Origin of the sequence: Flavobacterium acetivorans (assembly GCF_020911885.1) — a bacterium.
In the GTDB taxonomy this organism is placed as follows: Bacteria; Bacteroidota; Bacteroidia; order Flavobacteriales; family Flavobacteriaceae; genus Flavobacterium; species Flavobacterium acetivorans.
Genome location: NZ_CP087132.1, coordinates 1,090,068 through 1,109,238 on the forward strand (window position 1 = coordinate 1,090,068; position 19,171 = coordinate 1,109,238).

Annotated in this window: 15 protein-coding genes; 10 read left to right on the forward strand and 5 right to left on the reverse strand. The window is 35.8% G+C overall.

Annotation, left to right across the window (positions count from 1 at the left end; translation table 11 throughout):
* The first annotated feature begins 187 nt into the window (after positions 1–187).
* The 9 genes from LNP19_RS04840 to LNP19_RS04880 all read left to right on the forward strand — a co-directional run bounded on the left by LNP19_RS04840 (position 188) and on the right by LNP19_RS04880 (position 11,656).
* The gene (locus LNP19_RS04840; protein WP_230063677.1) at positions 188–3,019 is read left to right on the forward strand and encodes a TonB-dependent receptor domain-containing protein; all 2,832 of its coding nucleotides are present in this window, start codon (positions 188–190) and stop codon (positions 3,017–3,019) included.
* Positions 3,020–3,051: 32 nt separating this feature from the next.
* Positions 3,052–4,575, forward strand: a complete 1,524-nt coding sequence (locus tag LNP19_RS04845; RefSeq protein ID WP_230063678.1) for an SGNH/GDSL hydrolase family protein — start codon at positions 3,052–3,054, stop codon at positions 4,573–4,575.
* 250 nt (positions 4,576–4,825) lie between these two features.
* Positions 4,826–6,337: a F0F1 ATP synthase subunit beta gene (gene atpD, locus LNP19_RS04850; protein WP_230063679.1), complete on the forward strand. Its 1,512-nt coding sequence runs from the start codon at positions 4,826–4,828 to the stop codon at positions 6,335–6,337.
* A 68-nt stretch (positions 6,338–6,405) separates the two neighbouring features.
* Positions 6,406–6,687: a FoF1 ATP synthase subunit delta/epsilon gene (locus LNP19_RS04855; protein ID WP_230063680.1), complete on the forward strand. Its 282-nt coding sequence runs from the start codon at positions 6,406–6,408 to the stop codon at positions 6,685–6,687.
* A gap of 62 nt (positions 6,688–6,749) precedes the next feature.
* The gene (locus tag LNP19_RS04860) at positions 6,750–7,907 is read left to right on the forward strand and encodes an aminotransferase class I/II-fold pyridoxal phosphate-dependent enzyme (RefSeq protein ID WP_230063681.1); all 1,158 of its coding nucleotides are present in this window, start codon (positions 6,750–6,752) and stop codon (positions 7,905–7,907) included.
* Between the two features lie 42 nt (positions 7,908–7,949).
* Positions 7,950–8,351 carry a GxxExxY protein gene (locus LNP19_RS04865; RefSeq protein WP_230063682.1) on the forward strand — a complete coding sequence of 134 codons (402 nt, stop codon included), beginning with the start codon at positions 7,950–7,952 and terminating at the stop codon, positions 8,349–8,351.
* Positions 8,352–8,386: 35 nt separating this feature from the next.
* Positions 8,387–9,019, forward strand: a complete 633-nt coding sequence (bioD, locus tag LNP19_RS04870) for a dethiobiotin synthase (RefSeq protein WP_230063683.1) — start codon at positions 8,387–8,389, stop codon at positions 9,017–9,019.
* Between the two features lie 93 nt (positions 9,020–9,112).
* A complete protein-coding gene (gene bioA, locus LNP19_RS04875; RefSeq protein WP_230063684.1) occupies positions 9,113–10,384 on the forward strand; it encodes an adenosylmethionine--8-amino-7-oxononanoate transaminase in 1,272 nt (423 codons plus the stop codon).
* A 99-nt stretch (positions 10,385–10,483) separates the two neighbouring features.
* Positions 10,484–11,656 carry a beta-ketoacyl synthase N-terminal-like domain-containing protein gene (locus tag LNP19_RS04880; protein ID WP_230063685.1) on the forward strand — a complete coding sequence of 391 codons (1,173 nt, stop codon included), beginning with the start codon at positions 10,484–10,486 and terminating at the stop codon, positions 11,654–11,656.
* Between the two features lie 6 nt (positions 11,657–11,662).
* On the opposite strand, the gene LNP19_RS04885 is transcribed toward LNP19_RS04880, so the two are convergent.
* Positions 11,663–12,133 carry a regulatory protein RecX gene (locus LNP19_RS04885; protein WP_230063686.1) on the reverse strand — a complete coding sequence of 157 codons (471 nt, stop codon included), beginning with the start codon at positions 12,131–12,133 and terminating at the stop codon, positions 11,663–11,665.
* A 369-nt stretch (positions 12,134–12,502) separates the two neighbouring features.
* On the opposite strand from LNP19_RS04885, the gene LNP19_RS04890 reads away from it, so the two are divergent.
* Complete coding sequence (locus LNP19_RS04890; protein ID WP_230063687.1) at positions 12,503–15,733, forward strand: T9SS sorting signal type C domain-containing protein; 3,231 nt, start codon at positions 12,503–12,505, stop codon at positions 15,731–15,733.
* Between the two features lie 120 nt (positions 15,734–15,853).
* On the opposite strand, the gene bioB is transcribed toward LNP19_RS04890, so the two are convergent.
* From bioB to LNP19_RS04910, 4 genes are all read right to left on the reverse strand, one after another.
* Positions 15,854–16,939 (reverse strand): biotin synthase BioB, encoded by a 1,086-nt coding sequence (gene bioB, locus LNP19_RS04895; RefSeq protein WP_230063688.1) that lies wholly within the window; start codon positions 16,937–16,939, stop codon positions 15,854–15,856.
* 99 nt (positions 16,940–17,038) lie between these two features.
* Entirely contained in the window at positions 17,039–17,476 is a 438-nt protein-coding gene (locus LNP19_RS04900; protein WP_230063689.1) for a hypothetical protein, read from the reverse strand.
* Positions 17,477–17,553: 77 nt separating this feature from the next.
* Entirely contained in the window at positions 17,554–17,991 is a 438-nt protein-coding gene (locus LNP19_RS04905) for a hypothetical protein (RefSeq protein ID WP_230063690.1), read from the reverse strand.
* 107 nt (positions 17,992–18,098) lie between these two features.
* Positions 18,099–19,028 (reverse strand): bifunctional riboflavin kinase/FAD synthetase, encoded by a 930-nt coding sequence (locus LNP19_RS04910; RefSeq protein WP_230064213.1) that lies wholly within the window; start codon positions 19,026–19,028, stop codon positions 18,099–18,101.
* Between the last annotated feature and the right edge of the window lie 143 nt (positions 19,029–19,171).

Here is a 19,171-nt window from a genome sequence, read left to right on the forward strand (position 1 = left end):
AATTATATGTATGCATAGTATATGGTAATTTTTTAACATTTTTTTAAATATTAATTCAATAAATTAAAATAAAGAATAAGTTGTTATGGTATAAAAAAGTTGATGATAATTGTATTTTTTTCATGTTTTTTTATTGATATCGAAAATAATTGTATTTTGGTGGTGTAAATCAATAAAATTTAACCACATGAGAATTTATTTGCTTTTTTTGTCTTTATTTTTTTGTAGCATAAGTTTTGCTCAGAGTTCGATTTCGGGTTCGGTTGTAGATAGTGGCAATCAGGCTGTTTTTGGTGCCAATATTAAAATTGTTGGAGTTGCTGCCGCTTCTGCGGTAACGGACGCTGACGGAAAGTTTACTTTGGCTTCCTCGGTGAAGCCACCTTTTGTTGTTGAAATTTCATGTGTTGGTTTTGTTTCGAAGAAAATCAATATTACGGCCAGTAATCAAAAAGTCAATATTGTTCTAAGCGATGAGGAGACACTGCTTAATGAAATAGTGGTTTCGGCTTCAAGAACGCCCGAGCGAGTTTTAGAATCTCCTGTTACTATTGAGCGAATGGGAATTGCTGATATCAAAAAAAATGCTTCTCCAAGTTTTTATGATGGGTTAGAAAATTTGAAAGAGGTTCAAATGAATACTAGTAGTTTGTCTTTTAAATCGATCAATACTCGTGGTTTTGCAACGGTAGCCAATACGCGTTTTATGCAATTGGTAGACGGGATGGATAACTCCTCTCCGTTGTTGAATTTTGTGTTGGGAAATATGATTGGTATTTCTGAAATTGATGTTCAAAGTGTGGAGTTGTTGCCAGGGGCATCTTCTGCTCTGTACGGAGCGAATGCTTTCAATGGTATTTTATTTATGAATAGTAAAAGCCCGTTTACCAGTCAGGGTATAACTGCTTATGCTAAGTTTGGTCAGACAAGTCAAAAAGCAGCGGGTAATAATGAGTATTATGATTATGGTGTAAGAATGGCGCATGCTTTTAGTCCAAAATTAGCAGGAAAAGTCAATTTTACTTATATGAGAGGGACAGATTGGTATGCGACAAATTATGATGATAAAACGAATCCAGGTGCGGATAGAAGTCATGTTAATTATGATGGGATTAATGTTTATGGAGATGAAGTTTCTACAAATTTAAATGCAGTTGCTGATGGCTTGTTAGCTGCTGGTGCGATAACGCCATCTCAGTTTGCTGCTTTTGATGCGATTCTTCCTAATTATAATGTAAGTAGAACAGGTTACAATGAAACGGACCTTACAGATAATAAAGCCAGTAATACTAAAATTGATTTTTCCCTTCATTATAGACCTTTCGGTAGTGAAAATCTGGAAGTGATTTGGCAGAGTAAATTTGGTTTTGGAAATGCTGTTTACCAAGGGGCAAACAGATATTATCTGAATAACTTTTTTATGCAACAACATAAATTAGAAATAAAAGGTAAAAACTTTTTTCTAAGAGGTTATACTACTAACGAAGATGGAGGGGATTCCTACGACATGCTTTTTACGGGAATTAATGTAAATAGAAAGTGGAAGGACGATAAAACATGGTTTGGACAATATGCAGCTGCATTTGTTGGTGCAACTTTAGTTGGTCAAACTCCTGAAAACGCCCATATGATTGCAAGGAGTACGGCTGAATCAGGCAGGTTTTTACCTGGTACGCCTGAGTTTAAAGCGGCGTTTAATGAAGTAATTGCTGGGGAAAGCGTACTTACGGGTTCAAAATTGGTAGATAATTCGAAGATATACCATTCAGATGCGAATTATAATTTTAAAGATATTATAAAATTTGCCGAGATTCAACTGGGTGGGTCTTACAGACAATATCAACTGAATTCTTATGGTAGAATTTATACCGATGCCGATGGGCCGATATACTACAATGAATATGGAGCTTATACGCAGTTGACTAAGAAATTTATAGACGATAGATTGAAGTTTACAGGGTCTATTCGCTATGATAAGTCTAAAAATTTCGATGGTAATGTTTCTCCAAGAGTTTCTTTGGTGTATTCGGGAGGTCAGAGTAGAAGACATAATTTCAGAGGATCTTTTCAGACCGGTTTTAGAAATCCATCTACGCAGGATCAATACATAGGATTTAATGTAGGAAGTGCAATATTGCTTGGTTCGGCTCCAGATAACTTGGCGAGATACAGTGAGACATTGACAGTGTCTACTCCCGAAGGGCAATTTTTTGCAGGTGGTTCATCAGTGGTGATGACAGGACTAAATGCATACAACAACTCATATACGGCGTCTTCTGTAGGTGCTCTTACAGCAACTGGAAATCCGGGGTTGTTGAAGAAAACTAATGTGGACTATGTAAAGCCTGAACGAGTAAAAGCGTTCGAATTAGGGTATCGTTCATTTATAAGTAATTTTTCTGTTGATATAAATGGGTATTATAATATTTACAATGATTTTATTGGTAATTTGAATGTTGTGGCCCCATTTTATGGTACTGCACAAGATGCGCCAAATCCACTTTTAGGCCCTACAGATCCGGGAGCTCAGTCAGTACATGCATTGCAAAAAGGGAATTATAGAGCTTATCAATTGTATACAAATACAGATGTAGAGATTGAGTCACTTGGTTTTGGATTGGGTCTTTCTAGAAAAGTATATAGAGATTTTGAAGTGGGTGTGAATTATAACTATGCTGAATTCAAGTTTGATCAAGCTAAAGATCCTAGTTTTGAAGCTGGTTTCAATACGCCAAAACATAGGGTGAAGGCATCATTTGGGAATGAAAAATTGTTTAAAAACTTCGGGTTTAACCTAAGCGGAAGATGGAATAGTGAGTATTTATGGCAATCTACAATGGTTGATGGAATGATTGATGCAGCTACAGTAATTGATGCTCAAATTAATTACAATATTCCAAAACTGAAATCAACATTAAAAATTGGTGCGGCAAATATTGGAGGTAAAGAGTATACTCAGGTGTTGGGTGCAGGTTTGATAGGACAGCAGTATTTTGCTTCTTGGACAATCAACCCGTAATTTATTTATTAGTAACATATAATATTAACAATATGATAAAAAATATCAAATGGTTACTTTTGGTTTCTTTGACCTTTGTAGCTTGTAATAATGATGATGAAGTTGTAGTAGTGTCTAATTCATCCGATGGATTGCCTTTAACTTCTGGATCTGCAAATTTTTCTAAATACGTGGCATTAGGAGATTCCTTTGCTGCAGGTTATAGTGATGGTGCTTTATTCAAGAAAGGGCAAGAAGGGGCGTATCCTAGTGTTGTAGCGCAGCAATTTGCATTAGTTGGCGGAGGGACTTTTACGACTCCATTTATGGCTGATAATATTGGAGGCTTTTTGTTTATGGGTAATGTGGCGGCTTCTCCACGATTGTACTTTAATGGAGTTGGGCCAGTCCCGGTTTCAGGAACGCCAACAACTGAAATAACGACTCGCTTAACGGGTTCTTTTAATAATATGGGACTGCCGGGGGCTAAGAGTTTTCATCTTGTTACTCCGGGCTATGGAACTTTAAATCCCTATTTTGGACGATTTGCTTCTAGTTCTAGCGCTACAGTTTTGGCTGATGCAGCTAATCAGGATGCGACTTTCTTTTCTTTATGGATAGGGGGTAATGATGTGTTGACTTATGCTACGTCTGGTGGTATTGGGGTGAATCGTACTGGAAACACTAATCCGGCTACATATGGTACTAATGATATAACAGATCCTAATGTTTTTGCAGGTGCTTTTACTTCATTGGTTACAAATCTTACAGCTAAAGGAGCGAAAGGGGTTGTGGCTAATTTGCCTTATATAAATACATTGCCTTATTTTACGACTGTTCCTACAAGTCCTTTGTCGCCTGCGGCTTTGGGTGGTGCAGTAGGTGTTGCTCAGATTAATGGTTTGTATACTCTTTTAAGAACGGCTTTGGGTTCTGCTGATGCGGGAAGAATAGGTTTGCTTTCGGCAGCTGCAGCTAACCCTTTATTAATAAAAGATGAGAGTTTAGTTGATAAGGCTCCTCAAATGATTCCTGTCTTAACAGGGTATTTTACTCAACAGGGGGATCCTAATGCGGCTACAAATGCGGCGATATTTGCTTCTATTTTTGGGCAGGCTAGACAAGCTACTGCGGGCGATTATGTGTTGCTGACAACAAGTAGTGTTATAGGTTCTACAGTTCCGGGTGCGCCTTCAACAATCAATAAATTTGGAATTACCTACCCTTTGCAAGATGGTCATGTTTTAACTGCTGACGAAACGATGCAAGTTAAAACAGCTACAGATGCTTATAATGGGACTATTAAAGCTGTTGCTGATAGTAAAGGATTAGCATTTGTAGATACTAAAGCAATTATGGATAAATTGATAAACGGAGGAATCGCTTCAAATGGTTTTACGGTCACTAATGTTTTTGTAACGGGTGGCGGGTTTTCTTTGGATGGAGTTCATCCTAGTCCAAGAGGATATGCTTTAATTGCTAATAAATTTATTGAAGCAATTAATATGACTTATGGATCAAATTTAAAAGGAGTTGATTTAGGGAATTATAGAATATTATTTCCAAGTTCACTTTAATTTAAAGGTCTTGTTGTATGTGACAAAAACCGTTCGGCTAGAGTCGAATGGTTTTTGTTTTTTTAGCCGATTTCTTGGGCTTAGTTTGGGTTTTTGAGTAATACTTCAATTTTTCATTTATTTTATATAAAAATTATTGATTTTTTATTTTTAAAAATTATCTTTGCACTCTGAAAAAAGCATCTAATCGATATGTTTCGATTGATTTTATTTCATAAACCTAAATAGCTATTTAATAAATACATAAGTAATGTCAAAAGTAATAGGAAAAGTTGCCCAAATCATTGGTCCAGTAGTTGATGTAGTTTTCAACGGTAAAGATGTTGAACTTCCAAAAATTTATGATTCATTAGAAATCACAAAAAAAGACGGTACTTTGTTAGTACTTGAAGTGCAATCTCACATTGGTGAAAACACCGTTCGTACCATTTCGATGGACTCAACAGATGGTTTGAGTAGAGGTTATGAAGTAGTTGGAACTGGAAATCCAATCCAGATGCCAGTTGGTGCTGATGTTTACGGACGTTTATTCAATGTTATTGGAGATGCAATTGATGGTTTAGGAAACTTGCCAAAAACAGGAGAAAACGGAATGTCAATTCACCGTCAAGCTCCAAGATTCGAGGATCTTTCAACTTCATCTGAAGTTTTATTCACAGGTATTAAAGTAATCGATTTAATTGAGCCTTACTCTAAAGGAGGGAAAATTGGATTATTTGGTGGTGCTGGTGTTGGTAAAACAGTATTGATTCAGGAGTTGATTAACAATATTGCAAAAGGTCACGGTGGACTTTCAGTATTCGCAGGAGTAGGAGAAAGAACTCGTGAAGGAAATGACTTACTTCGTGAGATGTTAGAGTCAGGAATTATAAAATACGGTGATGAATTCATGCACTCTATGGAAAATGGAGGATGGGATTTGTCTAAAGTTGATATGCCAGGAATGAGAGAGTCTAAAGCTACTTTCGTTTTCGGACAAATGAATGAGCCACCTGGAGCTCGTGCTCGTGTAGCACTTTCAGGATTGTCTATTGCTGAATATTTCCGTGATGGAGCTGGTTCTGATCAAGGAAAAGATGTATTGTTCTTCGTGGATAACATCTTCCGTTTTACACAAGCAGGTTCTGAGGTATCGGCACTTTTAGGTCGTATGCCATCTGCGGTAGGTTACCAACCAACATTGGCAACTGAGATGGGAGCGATGCAAGAGCGTATTACTTCTACAAATAAGGGTTCTATTACATCTGTACAAGCGGTTTACGTTCCTGCGGATGATTTAACTGACCCGGCTCCGGCTACAACATTTGCTCACCTTGATGCAACAACAGTATTGTCTCGTAAAATTGCTGAGCTAGGTATTTACCCAGCGGTAGATCCATTGGATTCTACTTCAAGAATTTTAACTCCACATATCTTAGGAGATGAGCACTATAACTGTGCGCAAAGAGTAAAAGAAATTCTTCAAAAATACAAACAATTGCAAGATATTATTGCGATTCTTGGTATGGAAGAATTATCTGAAGAAGATAAATTGTCAGTTTCTAGAGCACGTCGTGTACAACGTTTCTTGTCTCAACCATTCCACGTTGCAGAGCAATTTACAGGTTTGAAAGGTGTTTTAGTTGATATTAAAGATACAATCAAAGGATTTAACATGATTATTGACGGTGAATTAGATCACTTGCCAGAATCAGCTTTCAACCTTAAAGGAACTATCGAAGAAGCTATCGAAGCTGGAGAAAAAATGTTAGCAGAAGCTTAATAATTATAAGTTATGAGTTATGAGTTTTTAATGTAAAACTCATAACTCATAATTCAAAACTCATAACTATGTTATTAGAAATAGTATCACCAGAAGCATCTTTGTTCAAAGGAGAAATAACATCTGTATCTGTACCTGGAGTTGATGGAGCTTTTCAAATTTTGAATAATCACGCGCCTATAGTTTCATTACTACAAAAAGGAATTGTGAGCATAACCGCTCCAAGTTTTAAGTTCAGTAAAGAAACAGCAGCTTTGTTCTCGAAAGTAAACGATCAGAACTATACTCTAGCTATTTCTTCAGGAACTATTGAAATGAAAGACAATAAAGTAATTGTTTTAGCTGATTAAGGCAATTTGAATTTTATATAAAACGTCAAGCTTAGCTTGGCGTTTTTTTTTATTTTTGTTTCATGATAAATCTATCTACAACCCTTAAAGCAAAACTAGATACTAGGATTCAAAATAATGCTTTGCGCCAATTACCAGAGTATAATAATTTAATCGATTTTGCATCGAATGATTATCTTGGTTTTTCGAAATCGGAAGCTATTTTTAATGAAACTCATCAGTATTTAGTAGCTAATTCGTATCTTCAAAATGGAGCCACAGGTTCACGGTTGCTTTCAGGAAATCATAGAGTATATCAAGTAGCGGAATCTTTTATTGCGCAATTCCATCAATCAGAATCGGCCTTGATATTTAATTCCGGTTATGATGCCAATGTTGGTTTTTTTGGGGCTGTACCGCAACGAAATGACGTTGTTTTGTTTGATGAACTCTGTCATGCCTCCATTCGAGACGGAATTAAAATGGGGAATGCTAAATCGTTTAAATTCAATCATAATGATTTTGAGAATTTAGAGAAATTAATTCTAAAGCAACTTATAACTCAGAACTCACAACTTAAAAACATTTACATTGTTACCGAAAGTGTTTTCTCTATGGATGGGGATACGCCAAATTTAGAAGAACTTGTTGGTTTGGCTGATAAACACAATTGTTATTTAGTCATTGATGAAGCACATGCTTTAGGTGTTTTTGGTGAGAAGGGAGAAGGATTGGTTCAAATGTTAGGTTTACAAGCCCGCGTTTTTGCCAGAATCATGACTTTTGGAAAAGGATTGGGTTGTCATGGTGCTGCGATATTGGGAAGTCAAGAATTAAAACAATATTTGGTCAATTTTGCCCGAAGTTTTATTTATACTACAGGGCTTTCTCCACATTCGGTAGCGACAATCTTGATTGCTTATCAATATTTAGAAAGCGATAAAAAGAATGTTGAATCGCTTTGTGAAAACATCATTCATTTCAATCAGCAAAAGAATTTATTGGGATTAAAACCAATTTTTATTCGAAGTAAATCGGCGATACAAAGTGCGATTATTCCAGGAAACGAAAAAGTAAAAAGTATAGCGTTTCAGCTACAAGAGAAAGGGTTTGACGTAAAAGCTATTCTTTCGCCCACAGTTCCCGAAGGTCAGGAACGATTGCGTTTTTGTTTGCATAGTTTTAATTCGAAACAAGAAATCGAAGAAGTCTTAGCTTTGTTGAGTACTTTTGTATTTTAGCCCACTGATTAAACGGATTTTACTGATTAACACAGATTAATTATGTCAAACTTGCTTCATAAAGGAATAACAGACTCTATTTTAAAGACTTATTATGATGTATATAATCAGTTGGGTTATGGTTTTCTGGAGAAAGTTTACCAAAATGCAATGTATTTTGAGTTAAAATCTTTGGGTTATAAAGTGGAAGCACAGAAACCGATAAAAGTCTATTTTAAAAATCAATTAGTTGGTGAATATTATGCTGATTTATTGGTTGAAGACAAGGTGATAGTTGAACTCAAAGCTTGTGAATTGCTTATGAATGCTCACGTTGCACAAATAATGAATTATCTTAAAGCGACTGAAATTGAAGTTGGCTTATTATTAAATTTTGGAGAAGATGCAGAATTCAAACGTATGATTTATACAAACGATAGAAAACAAAACAAAAAAAATCCGTGATAATCTGTTAAATCAGTATTATCCGTGGGCTAACTATGAAACTATTTATAACAGGAATATCTACCGATGTAGGCAAAACGATCGCCTCAGCCATAATTGTCGAAGCTCTCGAAGCCGATTATTGGAAACCCATTCAAGCGGGCGATTTGGACAATTCTGATAGTCATAAAATCAAGAGTTATATTTCAAACGACAAAACCATTATTCACGAAAACAGCTATAAACTCAACACGCCAGCCAGTCCACATCTTGCCGCTGAATTGGACGGAATTACTATTGATTTAAAAAAAATAAAAGAACCCAATCCCGATAGCTATCGGGACAAAAACCATCTCGTTATTGAAGGTGCCGGAGGTATTTTTGTTCCAATAAATGAAAAGGATTGCATTGTCGATTTGATTCAAAAGGATTATAAAGTAATTATTGTTTCTAGACATTATTTAGGAAGTATCAACCATACTTTGTTGACAATTGAAGCCTTAAAAAACAGGAAAATAAACATTGCAGGAATTATTTTTAGTGGCGAGGAAAACAAATCTTCTGAAAGTATAATTCAGAATAAAACTGGCGTCAAATGTATTGGAAGAATAGAACAAGAACCTTATTTTGATCAAAACGTTATTAGTGAATACGCTGATTTGTTTCGTGATAATTTATTAAATTTATAAAAAATAGAAAAAAGAAACAAGAAAAAAGAACGAAGAGAATAGATTGTTAGGTCTTTCATCTTGTTCTTTTTTCTTATATCTAAAAAATAAGAAATGAACTTAATAGAAAAAGACAGCCAATATCTTTGGCATCCTTATACGCAACACAAAACAGCCTCACTTCCTATTGCTATTACAAAAGGTGAAGGAGCTTTGCTTTGGGACGAAAACAACAAAGAATACATCGATGCTATTGCTTCTTGGTGGGTGAACCCATACGGACACAGTAATCAATTTATTGCCGATGCGATTTATAAACAGCTGACGACCTTAGAACACGTTTTGTTCGGTGGATTTACACACGAACCGGCAGTAGTTTTAGCTGAGAAACTGATGGCAATTTTACCTGAAAATCAGCAGAAAATATTCTTTTCAGATAATGGTTCGACAGCGGTGGAAGTAGCTATAAAAGTAGCTTTGCAATATTTTTTCAATAAAGGAGAGAAACGAACCACCATTATTGCTTTCGAAAATGCTTTTCACGGTGATACTTTTGCGGCAATGGCCGCAAGCGGAATTTCTTTTTACACTCAGGCTTTTCAAGGCATGTTTATCGATGTGGTTCGTATTCCAGTTCCGGTAAAAGGACAGGAACAAGTGAGTTTTGAGGCTTTGAAAAAAGTGATTCAAGATCATAATTGTGCCGGTTTTATATTTGAACCTTTGGTTCAGGGAGCAGCCGGAATGGTGATGTACGAGCCAGAAGCATTGGATGAATTAATCAAGATTTGCCAAGAGAATCATGTAATTACCATTGCTGATGAAGTCATGACTGGTTTTGGTAAAACCGGAAAAACCTTTGCTATGGATTATGCAACACAAAAACCGGATATTATGTGTTTGTCTAAGGCATTGACAGGAGGAACGATTCCGATGGCGATTACTACTTTTACTCAGGAAATATTCGAAGCTTTTTATGACGATGATATCAATAAAGCTTTGTTTCACGGTCATACTTTTACTGCCAATCCTACGGGTTGTGCCGCGGCTTTGGCGAGTTTAGAATTATTGCAAACTCCGGAAATGCAGTCGAATTTGGAAAGGGTAAACGCCAGTCATTTGGCTTTTCAAGAGCATATCAAGACGCATCCTAAAGTCACCGCTACCCGTGTTTTGGGAGTTGTTTTTGCTTTAGAAATAAAAAAGGAAAGCGACGAGAGTTATTATGGAACTATGCGTAATAAACTTTATAATTTCTTCATTGAAAACGGAGTGATTCTTCGTCCCGTTGGTAATATTGTCTATATTTTACCACCTTATATTATGACTAATGAGCAGTTGCAAAAAGTATATCAAGTGGTCGAAAATGCTTTAGAAATTGTATAATTTTTTATTTATAAGCCGTAATTTTAGCGTGTAAATTTTCTCAAAGGCGTGTGAACTTTGCGAAAAACTTTGCGACCTTTGCGGTTAAAAAACAACATTTTGTCAAAAACCATTTCTATAACTGCAATCGCTTCTGTTTCCCCTTTAGGAAATAAGCCAAAAGTCATTTGGGAGAATTATCTAAAGAATACTCATTTTTTTGAAAAACAAGTGCTGGATCATAAAGAAACATTGACAGCTGTGCTTGGTGAAGATTCTAAAGTGCTTGTTGCGGCTATGCGTGATTCAGATATTAAATACAAAGCCTTGGATAAATCGGTTTTGTATGCTATGCTGGCTTCTCGAAAAGCGATTGAAAGTGCCGGATGGGGACAGCAAGATATTTTTGGGATAAACATAGGTTCTTCTCGTGGTGCCACTGATTTATTTGAAAAGCACCATCTTGAATATCTGGAATCGGGTAAAGCGCAGACATTGGCTTCGCCAACAACGACTTTGGGTAATATCTCTTCTTGGATTGCCCATGATTTGCAAAGTATCGGACCCGAAATTTCTCATTCTATTACTTGTTCGACGGCATTGCATGCGGTATTGAATGGTGTAGCTTGGTTACGTGCAGGAATGGCTGATAAATTCCTTGTTGGAGGAAGCGAGGCTCCTTTGACTGATTTTACAATAGCCCAGATGCGAGCGTTGAAGATTTATTCGAATATAGATGAACGTCAGCCTGAGCTTGCCGAATGGCCAAATCGGGCCTTGGACTTAGAGAAAAAACAAAATACGATGATTCTGGGCGAAGGAGCAGCTGTTTGCTGTCTTGAAATCGGGAAAAAAGAAAATGCGCTGGCTTTTATTGAAGGAATTGGTTATGCGACTGAAATTTTGGAACATAATATTTCTATTTCGGCAGAAGCTACTTGTTTCCAAAAATCGATGAAAATGGCATTGCAAGACACAGATTTATCAGCCGTAGATGCGATTGTTATGCATGCTCCTGGAACTATTAAAGGGGATTTGACAGAATATAGAGCGATAGAGAAAGTTTTTGGTAAAAACCTTCCTTTATTGACCACTAATAAATGGAAAATTGGTCACACCTTCGGAGCATCGGGTATATTGAGTATGGAGCTGGCTATAATGATGATGCAACACAATCAGTTTATTGGAGTTCCTTTTGCAAAAGCACAAAATCAAACAAGAAATATCAAGAAAGTATTGGTGAATGCGGTGGGTTTTGGAGGGAATGCTGTGAGTGTTTTGTTGTCTCTATAAAATGTTTTAGAGTAATTCTAATTCCTTTACTTTTTCATAAACCAAATTACTTTCAAAGCCGCGACGGAGTAAATAATCACAAAATTTTTTTCGTTTTTTTTGAATGTTGGTTTCTCTTATCGATTCCCAATGTTTTTCTGCCAATGAATCAAAAGTACTAATGTATTCATCTGGGCTAATCTCTTTTAGGGCAATATTAATCAATGTCTGATTGATACCTCTGTATTTTAATTCATTTACAATTCTGATTTTACCCCAATGTTTGATGCGGTGTTTTCCTCGGGCAAAACTGCAGGCAAAACGTTCTTCATTGAGAAAATTGTCCTTGATAAGATGCGTAATAATGGAACTGATTTCTTCAGAATCCATTTTCATACTTCTCAATTTCTGCTCCACTTCTTCATGGCAGCGGTCTTGATAAGCACAATAATGTTCTATTTTTTGGATGGCCTCTTTGATGGAAAAAATGTCTTTCATTTGAAATTTTAAAATTAAGAATTTATACTGAAAACTATAGCTTGGTTCCAATAAAAAAATGAAAAGCTTTTTTTATAAAAGCATCGTAATTAGTTGTTATTCTCCCGATCGTACCGACGTGTTTTACTGTTCTTTTTTTTGCTATTTTTTTAAAATTGATGAGTTTAAAAACAGATGTCTAAAAAGGTGTAAGTAGTTGTTTTATAGAATATTGTATTGCTTTGAAAACGTGTATTTTGGCGACGAAAAATGTATATAAACGTATTTAATTTTTTAGCCATAAAATATCATTTAATCTTGTAGGATATTTCAATTTCATTGATTTAAAACTAATGATTTAAGAATATATTATCTATATATCAATTTTTTATGAGACAAATTTGTACTATTATTAGTTTTGTTTTTTTCTTTTTAACATTTTTCTTTTCAATTGATACTAAAGCACAATGTTCTATTACGGCATCTGTAAGTACAAGCACATTATCATGTGGTACTGTACCCTTAAGTAATTGTGGTGCATTTTTATATATTGGGGATGATACCAATACGATGACTTTGACGATTGATTCAGGATTTAATCTTAGTTGTTTGGGGCCAATTAATCTTGTTGTTAGAGATAAGGCTATACTATTATTTGGAACTGGAGCTAATGATAGAATAACACTGGCAGAAGGCTCTAGTATTACCGTTAATGCAGGTGGGAAACTTGATGGTGGGAATCAATGCACAGCATCTGATAGGATTTATATAGGAGACCAGTTGGTATCGACTTGTAATGGTCAAGCCAATTCAAATAGTAGTTTTAGTGATTTAGAATCTTTGGGAGGGACAGGAGCTGCAACATCAAATTCGCCAGTATGTGTAGGGGGGCTTGTTAATCTTACTGCTACTCCACCGCCCAATGGGGTTTTTAGCTATTCGTGGACAGGGCCTAATTCTTTTACAAGTACGGCTCAAAATCCTAGTTTTCTGGCTGGTTCTAATGCAGTTGGGGGTGTTTACAATGTTGTAATGACCAGACAATCTGATAATAAAGTTGCTTACGGCCATACTACGGTGGTTGTTAATTCATCTCCTGTAATCACAGTACAACCTACGGATCAATTGGATTGTGAAAAGCGTGATGTTAATTTTAAGGTGGTTGCTACGGGTACGAGTTTAGTTTATTCGTGGCAATATAAAAAAACTGGGGATTTGGGTTTTACTTCCATTTCCTTAGCTACAACAAATGTGAGTAATTTTGATACTAATGTGATTACTGTAAAGAATGTTGGTAGTGCTCAATTTCCAAATGGCACACAATTCCAAGCCGTTGTTTCTAATGGGACTTGTAGTGTCACTTCCAGTGTTGCTACTCTTTCAGTGAATGAATTAGTCAATATAACATCGCCAGCTTTGACTCCGGTTCAATCTATAGTGAATGTGAAGCTTTGTTACGGAGCAAGTTATTCGTATACAGCGGTAGTTTCTAATGCTTCCAATGGGCCCGTTCTCTACAAATGGAAACGATCTGTTGTCTCTGGAGTATGGACTGATGTTGTTGATGGGGCTCATTTTTCAGGAGCTTCAACTGCAACATTGAGTATTAGTAACGGAACGCCGGCAGAGTCAGGGGAATATCGGGTTTATGTCACTTTTAATAATTCGACAACCCAATGCTCAGTGGATAGTTCGACAAGAACACGTTTGATAACTTTTTTACCTCAGTTGACAGTGCCTCAAACAACTATTATTCAGCCGGATTGTATATCAGCTACAGGGTCAATTACAGTGGCGGTGCAGAGTGAAACAGATGTTTATAGTTTTGATAATGGAGCGAGTTACCAAGCAAGTAATACTAAATCAGCTTTGACCGCAGGAATTTATAAGGTAATTATAAAAAACAGTGCTGGTTGTATTTCTACTGTTACCGATTGTGTCATAAAAGCAGCGGTAGAATCAAAATGGAATGGGAGTTCATGGTTTCCAAATGTTCCTACAGTTTCTGATAAGATTGTTTTTGAGGGAAATTATTCTGAAAACCAAGATTTAGTTGGTTGTTCGTGTGAGGTAAAATCAGGTGCTGTTGTTATTCCAAACGGAAGAACGCTCACGCTAACTAATGGATTAATTGTTTCAGGAGGGTCATTGACTTTTGACAATAATTCAAGTCTGGTTCAAATTGCCGATAATGCAATAAATATGGGAAATATCATTTACAGACGCTATACGGCTCCTGTAAAAAGATATGATTTTACTTATTGGTCTTCACCAGTGGTCGGGCAAACATTGCATGATTTATCTCCAAATACGTTCTATGATAAGTATTATAGCTTTAACCCTGATAAAGGTTGGGTGATACATGTCAATGGTACTATAAGTATGGAAGCGGCAAAAGGATATAGTATACGAGCACCGCAAAGTTTCAGTATTACAGAAGCTAGTATTGACTCTAATCCTAAATTTATAGGAGTGCCTAATAATGGAATAAAAACCGTCTCACTTGAGGGTGACAAGTCTTATCTTATAGGGAATCCATATCCTTCAGCCATAGATGCTGATGAGTTTTTGATCTATAATTCGACAGCTTTGGAAGGGACTCTTTATTTTTGGACTCATAACTCCCCGCCCAGTAGTGCTGTGGCTGGCAATGCTACTTATAATTATACTGCTAACGATTATGCATCCTACAATCTTACTGGCGGGATTAAAACTACTATTTCAGCCAGAACAGATTCAGATACAAATGATCCGAATAACAATAATAATCTGAATTTGCCAACAGGTAAAATTGCTGCTGGACAGGCTTTTTTTGCTTCAAGCAGTATTTCAGGTGGTTTAGTTACCTTCAATAACAGTATGCGTATTTCTGGAGGGCCATCAGGCAATGATAATGCACAGTTTTTTAGATTTAAATCAACATCAAAATCAACCAATGCTAAGACATTAGAAAAAAACCGTATTTGGTTGAATTTAACTAATCAACAAGGTGCTTTCAAACAGACTTTAATTGGATACATTACTGGAGCAACAAATAATAATGAAGGTTTTTTTGATGGAATAAGTTATGACGGAAATCAGTTTGTGGATTTTTATAGTATAAATGAGAACTTAAATTTAACGATTCAAGGTCGGGCCTTACCATTTCAAGAGAATGATACAGTACGATTGGGTTATAAAACTTCGGTCAAAGGAGATTTTCAAGTAAGCATCGACCGTACAGATGGTCAATTAGCTTCGCAAGATGTATTTCTAGAAGATAAATTGATAGGCGTTTTTCATGATTTAAAAAAAGAAGCCTATAGCTTCACCACAGAAAAAGGTGTTTTTAATGACCGATTTGTATTGCGTTATAACAATAGTAATATGTTGAAAGTCGTTTCAGGTATGGATGATAAGGTGCTCGTTTTGGTTCAGGATAAAGTAATAAAAATCAGTTCAGCGGATGGTTTTATAGAAAAAATTGCGATCTATGATGTTAGTGGCAGTAGGGTTTTTTATAAAGAAGATGTGAATGATGCTAGTTTAACAGTTTCTAATGTGGTTTCTGGTGAGCAGGTATTAATTGTGAATGTGGTTTTGAAAAATGGCTCAACAGTTAGTAAAAAAATCATTTATTAACCCATTTGAGGGCTGTCTTTTTTCTTGCTAAACAAGTCTATTTCCAAAAGTAAATAGTTATAATGCAAAAATCCCAGCTTTGTATAAAAAGCTGGGATTTTTGATATTCTATTTGATGGTTTATTTTCCTTTGACAGATGCTTCAAGATTTCTTTCAATAGTGTGCCCAGGGCGTGACCATTTTGGTTTTTCTCCTAGGGATTGAAATTCAGAGTCTTTAGCTTCAACTGTTTTTGGTTGAACCACTTTGGTGAAAGGTTTTTGAGGGTTAAGACCTAACATTTCGAACATTTTCATGTCCTCATTCACATCCGGATTTGGAGTGGTTAGTAATTTATCACCTGCAAAAATAGAGTTGGCTCCTGCAAAGAAACACATAGCTTGTCCTTCACGGCTCATGTTCATTCGACCTGCTGACAAACGTACTTGGGTTTCAGGCATTATAATTCTGGTTGTGGCAACCATACGGATCATTTCCCAAATTTCTACTGGTTTTTCTTCTTCCAGAGGAGTTCCTTCAACGGCAACCAAAGCATTAATTGGTACCGATTCCGGTTGAGGGTTTAGTGTAGAAAGTGCCACAAGCATTCCGGCTCTATCGTCAATGCTTTCTCCCATTCCAATTATTCCGCCGCTACAAACCGTAACATTAGTTTTACGTACATTTTCTATAGTTTGCAAACGATCTTCAAAGCCACGGGTTGAAATCACCTCTTTGTAATATTCTTCAGAAGTATCTAAATTGTGATTGTAAGCGTACAAACCTGCTTCTGCTAGACGCTGCGCTTGATTTTCAGTGATCATTCCAAGAGTACAACATACTTCCATGTCCATTTTATTGATGGTGCGAACCATCTCTAAAACTTGGTCAAATTCAGGGCCGTCTTTAACGTTTCTCCAAGCGGCTCCCATGCATACGCGTGATGAACCTCCTGATTTTGCACGTAAAGCTTGTGCCTTTACTTGACTAACTGACATTAAATCATTGCCTTCAACAGAAGTATGGTAGCGAGCTGCTTGTGGGCAATAGCCACAATCTTCAGAGCATCCACCAGTTTTAATAGACAATAAGGTTGAAACTTGAACCACGTTTGGATCATGGTGTTCTCTATGAATCGAAGCTGCTTCGTAAAGCAAATCCATCATGGGTTTATTGTATATTGCGATTATTTCTTCTTTAGTCCAATTATGTTTTGTGATACTCATTGTATGCTGTTTTTTAATGCCCCAAAAGTAGTCAAATTGTTCTAATGAAGCAATGTAATGTTTTTTAAAAAGCATTTTGAAGTTGAGTGGTCTAGAAGCTTAGTCAGTGGTGAATTGATTGTTCCAATACAGCATTAGTAACATAGTGACAATAACAGAAGAGGCTATACCTTCAAATAATAAACAAATAGAATAGGTGTTGATTGAAGGATTTCCAGCAAATAGAAAGGTTCTGGGTAAGGTCTGGATATAGGAATTTCCTCCTTTGGAATAGCTGTAAAAAATTAACCCGATGGCGCTTAAAACCACACCAATAAATGAGGTGATTATGGCTGAAGCCGCATTAGTGGCAAGCTTTTTTTTGCCTTGGGAAAGATTTGCTTTAATGGTTCTGTTCACACCATATAAAACAAAAAAAATGTTTAAGAAGCGTAAGTAAAATAAATTACTGTAGCCAAGTGCTTCCATTGATAAAAAAAAGAGCGCAATAACAATGAAAATAAGTATTCCGTTTGTTAATTCTTGTGGTAGTTTCATATAGGTTCCTTATTAAAACTAATTTGTTGTAAAATACCAGAAATTGCTTTTCAACCTTTTTTGGGTTAAGATGTTGGTTAATCAGATGGGTACTGCTTCTTCCAAAATAACATTAGTGAAAATGTTACAATTACAGCAGAAACAATTCCTTCAAAAAGCAAAGAAATGCTATACGTCATCACGGAGGGTTTGCCAACAAATAGAAAAGTGTCCGGTAATGTTTGGATGTAAGAATCTCCGCCTTTGTAGTAGGTGTAGGCTATTAGACCTATTATGCTTAGAAATACTCCAACTAGAGATGTGATTAGAGCAGAAACAGCATTGTATGGAAAAATAGTTTTTCCTTCTTTAAAATTTGCTTTTAAAGTCCTGTTTGCTCCATAAAAAACAAATAGGATGTTTAATAATCGTAAGTAAACCAAATCGGCTAGGCCTAAAAGTTCCATTGAAAAAAAATAGAGACCAATTCCAATAAAAATAATACATCCGTTGTATAGTTCTTTTGGTAGTTTCATATGTTTAGTTTTAAAAAGTTAAAAAAATATCTTTTTGATAAACAAGGGAATACATCTCAAATTTACACAAAAAATTTGAGATAGCTTAAGGTTTTATTTACTAATTATTAGTGTTTTTTTAGGTAGGATATTGCGTTGTTTCGGTCTTTCTCTATTTGTGTTTTTAACGATTCTATAGAGTCGAATTTTTGTTCTGGTCTCAGATAGTGTAGTATTGAAACCGATAATTCCTGGCCGTACAAATCAGCATCGAAATCTAAATAATGGATTTCTATCGATAAATGTTCTCCGCCAACAGTGGGATTATAACCGATATTCATGATTCCAAAAATAGTTTTTTGGTCAATTGTGCTTTCTACGATATAGACGCCGTTTGTTGGAGTCAGTTTGTAGTCTTCTTTTATTTTTAGGTTAGCAGTAGGGAATCCTATCGTTCTTCCAAGGCGTTTTCCTTCTGCAACGATGCCTGTCAAAAAATAGTTGTATCCTAGGTATTGGTTTGCCAGAGCCATGTTTCCTTGGGATAATGCTTTTCTTATTTTAGTAGAACTTACTGAGATTGCATCTATTTCTTGGGCAGATATTTGTTCAACTTCAAAACCAAATTGCTGTCCAAAAAGGATTAAATCATCAATGTTTGCTGTGCGGTTTCTTCCAAAGCGATGGTCATGACCAATGATTATTTTATGGATATGGAATTGATCTACAAGAATTTCTCTAACAAAATCTTCGGCAGCTAATCTGGAAAAACTCTCGTCAAAAGGATGAATAACAAGGTTTTCAATTCCTGTTTTTTCAAGTAAATCTATTTTTTCGGAGATTGTATTCAGTAATTTGATGTCAGATTGATTTTGTAAAACCATTCTAGGATGTGGAAAAAAGGTCAACACTACACTTTCGTATTTGTTGTTTTCCGTGTTCTGGGTCAGTTTTTTCAGAATTTTTTTATGACCTATATGTACCCCATCAAAAGTGCCAAGGGTAAGAATCGTTTTTTTGGTAGAGTTAAAATCTTGTATCGATTGAAAAATATTCAAAGCTGTTGTTTTATAATACTGCAAATTTATGGTATCTATTTTAAATTTAGCGGTATTGCCAGTGATTTTCAATATATTTTGTGTTGTTTTTAAAAAAAAGTAAATTCATATGAAACAGACTGAATTGAAGGTTAGATTTTAAG

Excerpts from the sequence above, each read along its gene's own strand:
- LNP19_RS04900 (WP_230063689.1), bottom strand. The coding sequence starts at position 17,476 with ATGAAACTACCACAAGAATTAACAAACGGAATACTTATTTTCATTGTT.
- LNP19_RS04860 (WP_230063681.1), top strand. The coding sequence starts at position 6,750 with ATGATAAATCTATCTACAACCCTTAAAGCAAAACTAGATACTAGGATT.
- LNP19_RS04890 (WP_230063687.1), top strand. The coding sequence starts at position 12,503 with ATGAGACAAATTTGTACTATTATTAGTTTTGTTTTTTTCTTTTTAACA.
- LNP19_RS04845 (WP_230063678.1), top strand. The coding sequence starts at position 3,052 with ATGATAAAAAATATCAAATGGTTACTTTTGGTTTCTTTGACCTTTGTA.
- LNP19_RS04885 (WP_230063686.1), bottom strand. The coding sequence starts at position 12,133 with ATGAAAGACATTTTTTCCATCAAAGAGGCCATCCAAAAAATAGAACAT.
- bioA (WP_230063684.1), top strand. The coding sequence starts at position 9,113 with ATGAACTTAATAGAAAAAGACAGCCAATATCTTTGGCATCCTTATACG.
- bioB (WP_230063688.1), bottom strand. The coding sequence starts at position 16,939 with ATGAGTATCACAAAACATAATTGGACTAAAGAAGAAATAATCGCAATA.
- bioD (WP_230063683.1), top strand. The coding sequence starts at position 8,387 with ATGAAACTATTTATAACAGGAATATCTACCGATGTAGGCAAAACGATC.
- LNP19_RS04840 (WP_230063677.1), top strand. The coding sequence starts at position 188 with ATGAGAATTTATTTGCTTTTTTTGTCTTTATTTTTTTGTAGCATAAGT.
- LNP19_RS04865 (WP_230063682.1), top strand. The coding sequence starts at position 7,950 with ATGTCAAACTTGCTTCATAAAGGAATAACAGACTCTATTTTAAAGACT.
- atpD (WP_230063679.1), top strand. The coding sequence starts at position 4,826 with ATGTCAAAAGTAATAGGAAAAGTTGCCCAAATCATTGGTCCAGTAGTT.
- LNP19_RS04855 (WP_230063680.1), top strand. The coding sequence starts at position 6,406 with ATGTTATTAGAAATAGTATCACCAGAAGCATCTTTGTTCAAAGGAGAA.
- LNP19_RS04905 (WP_230063690.1), bottom strand. The coding sequence starts at position 17,991 with ATGAAACTACCAAAAGAACTATACAACGGATGTATTATTTTTATTGGA.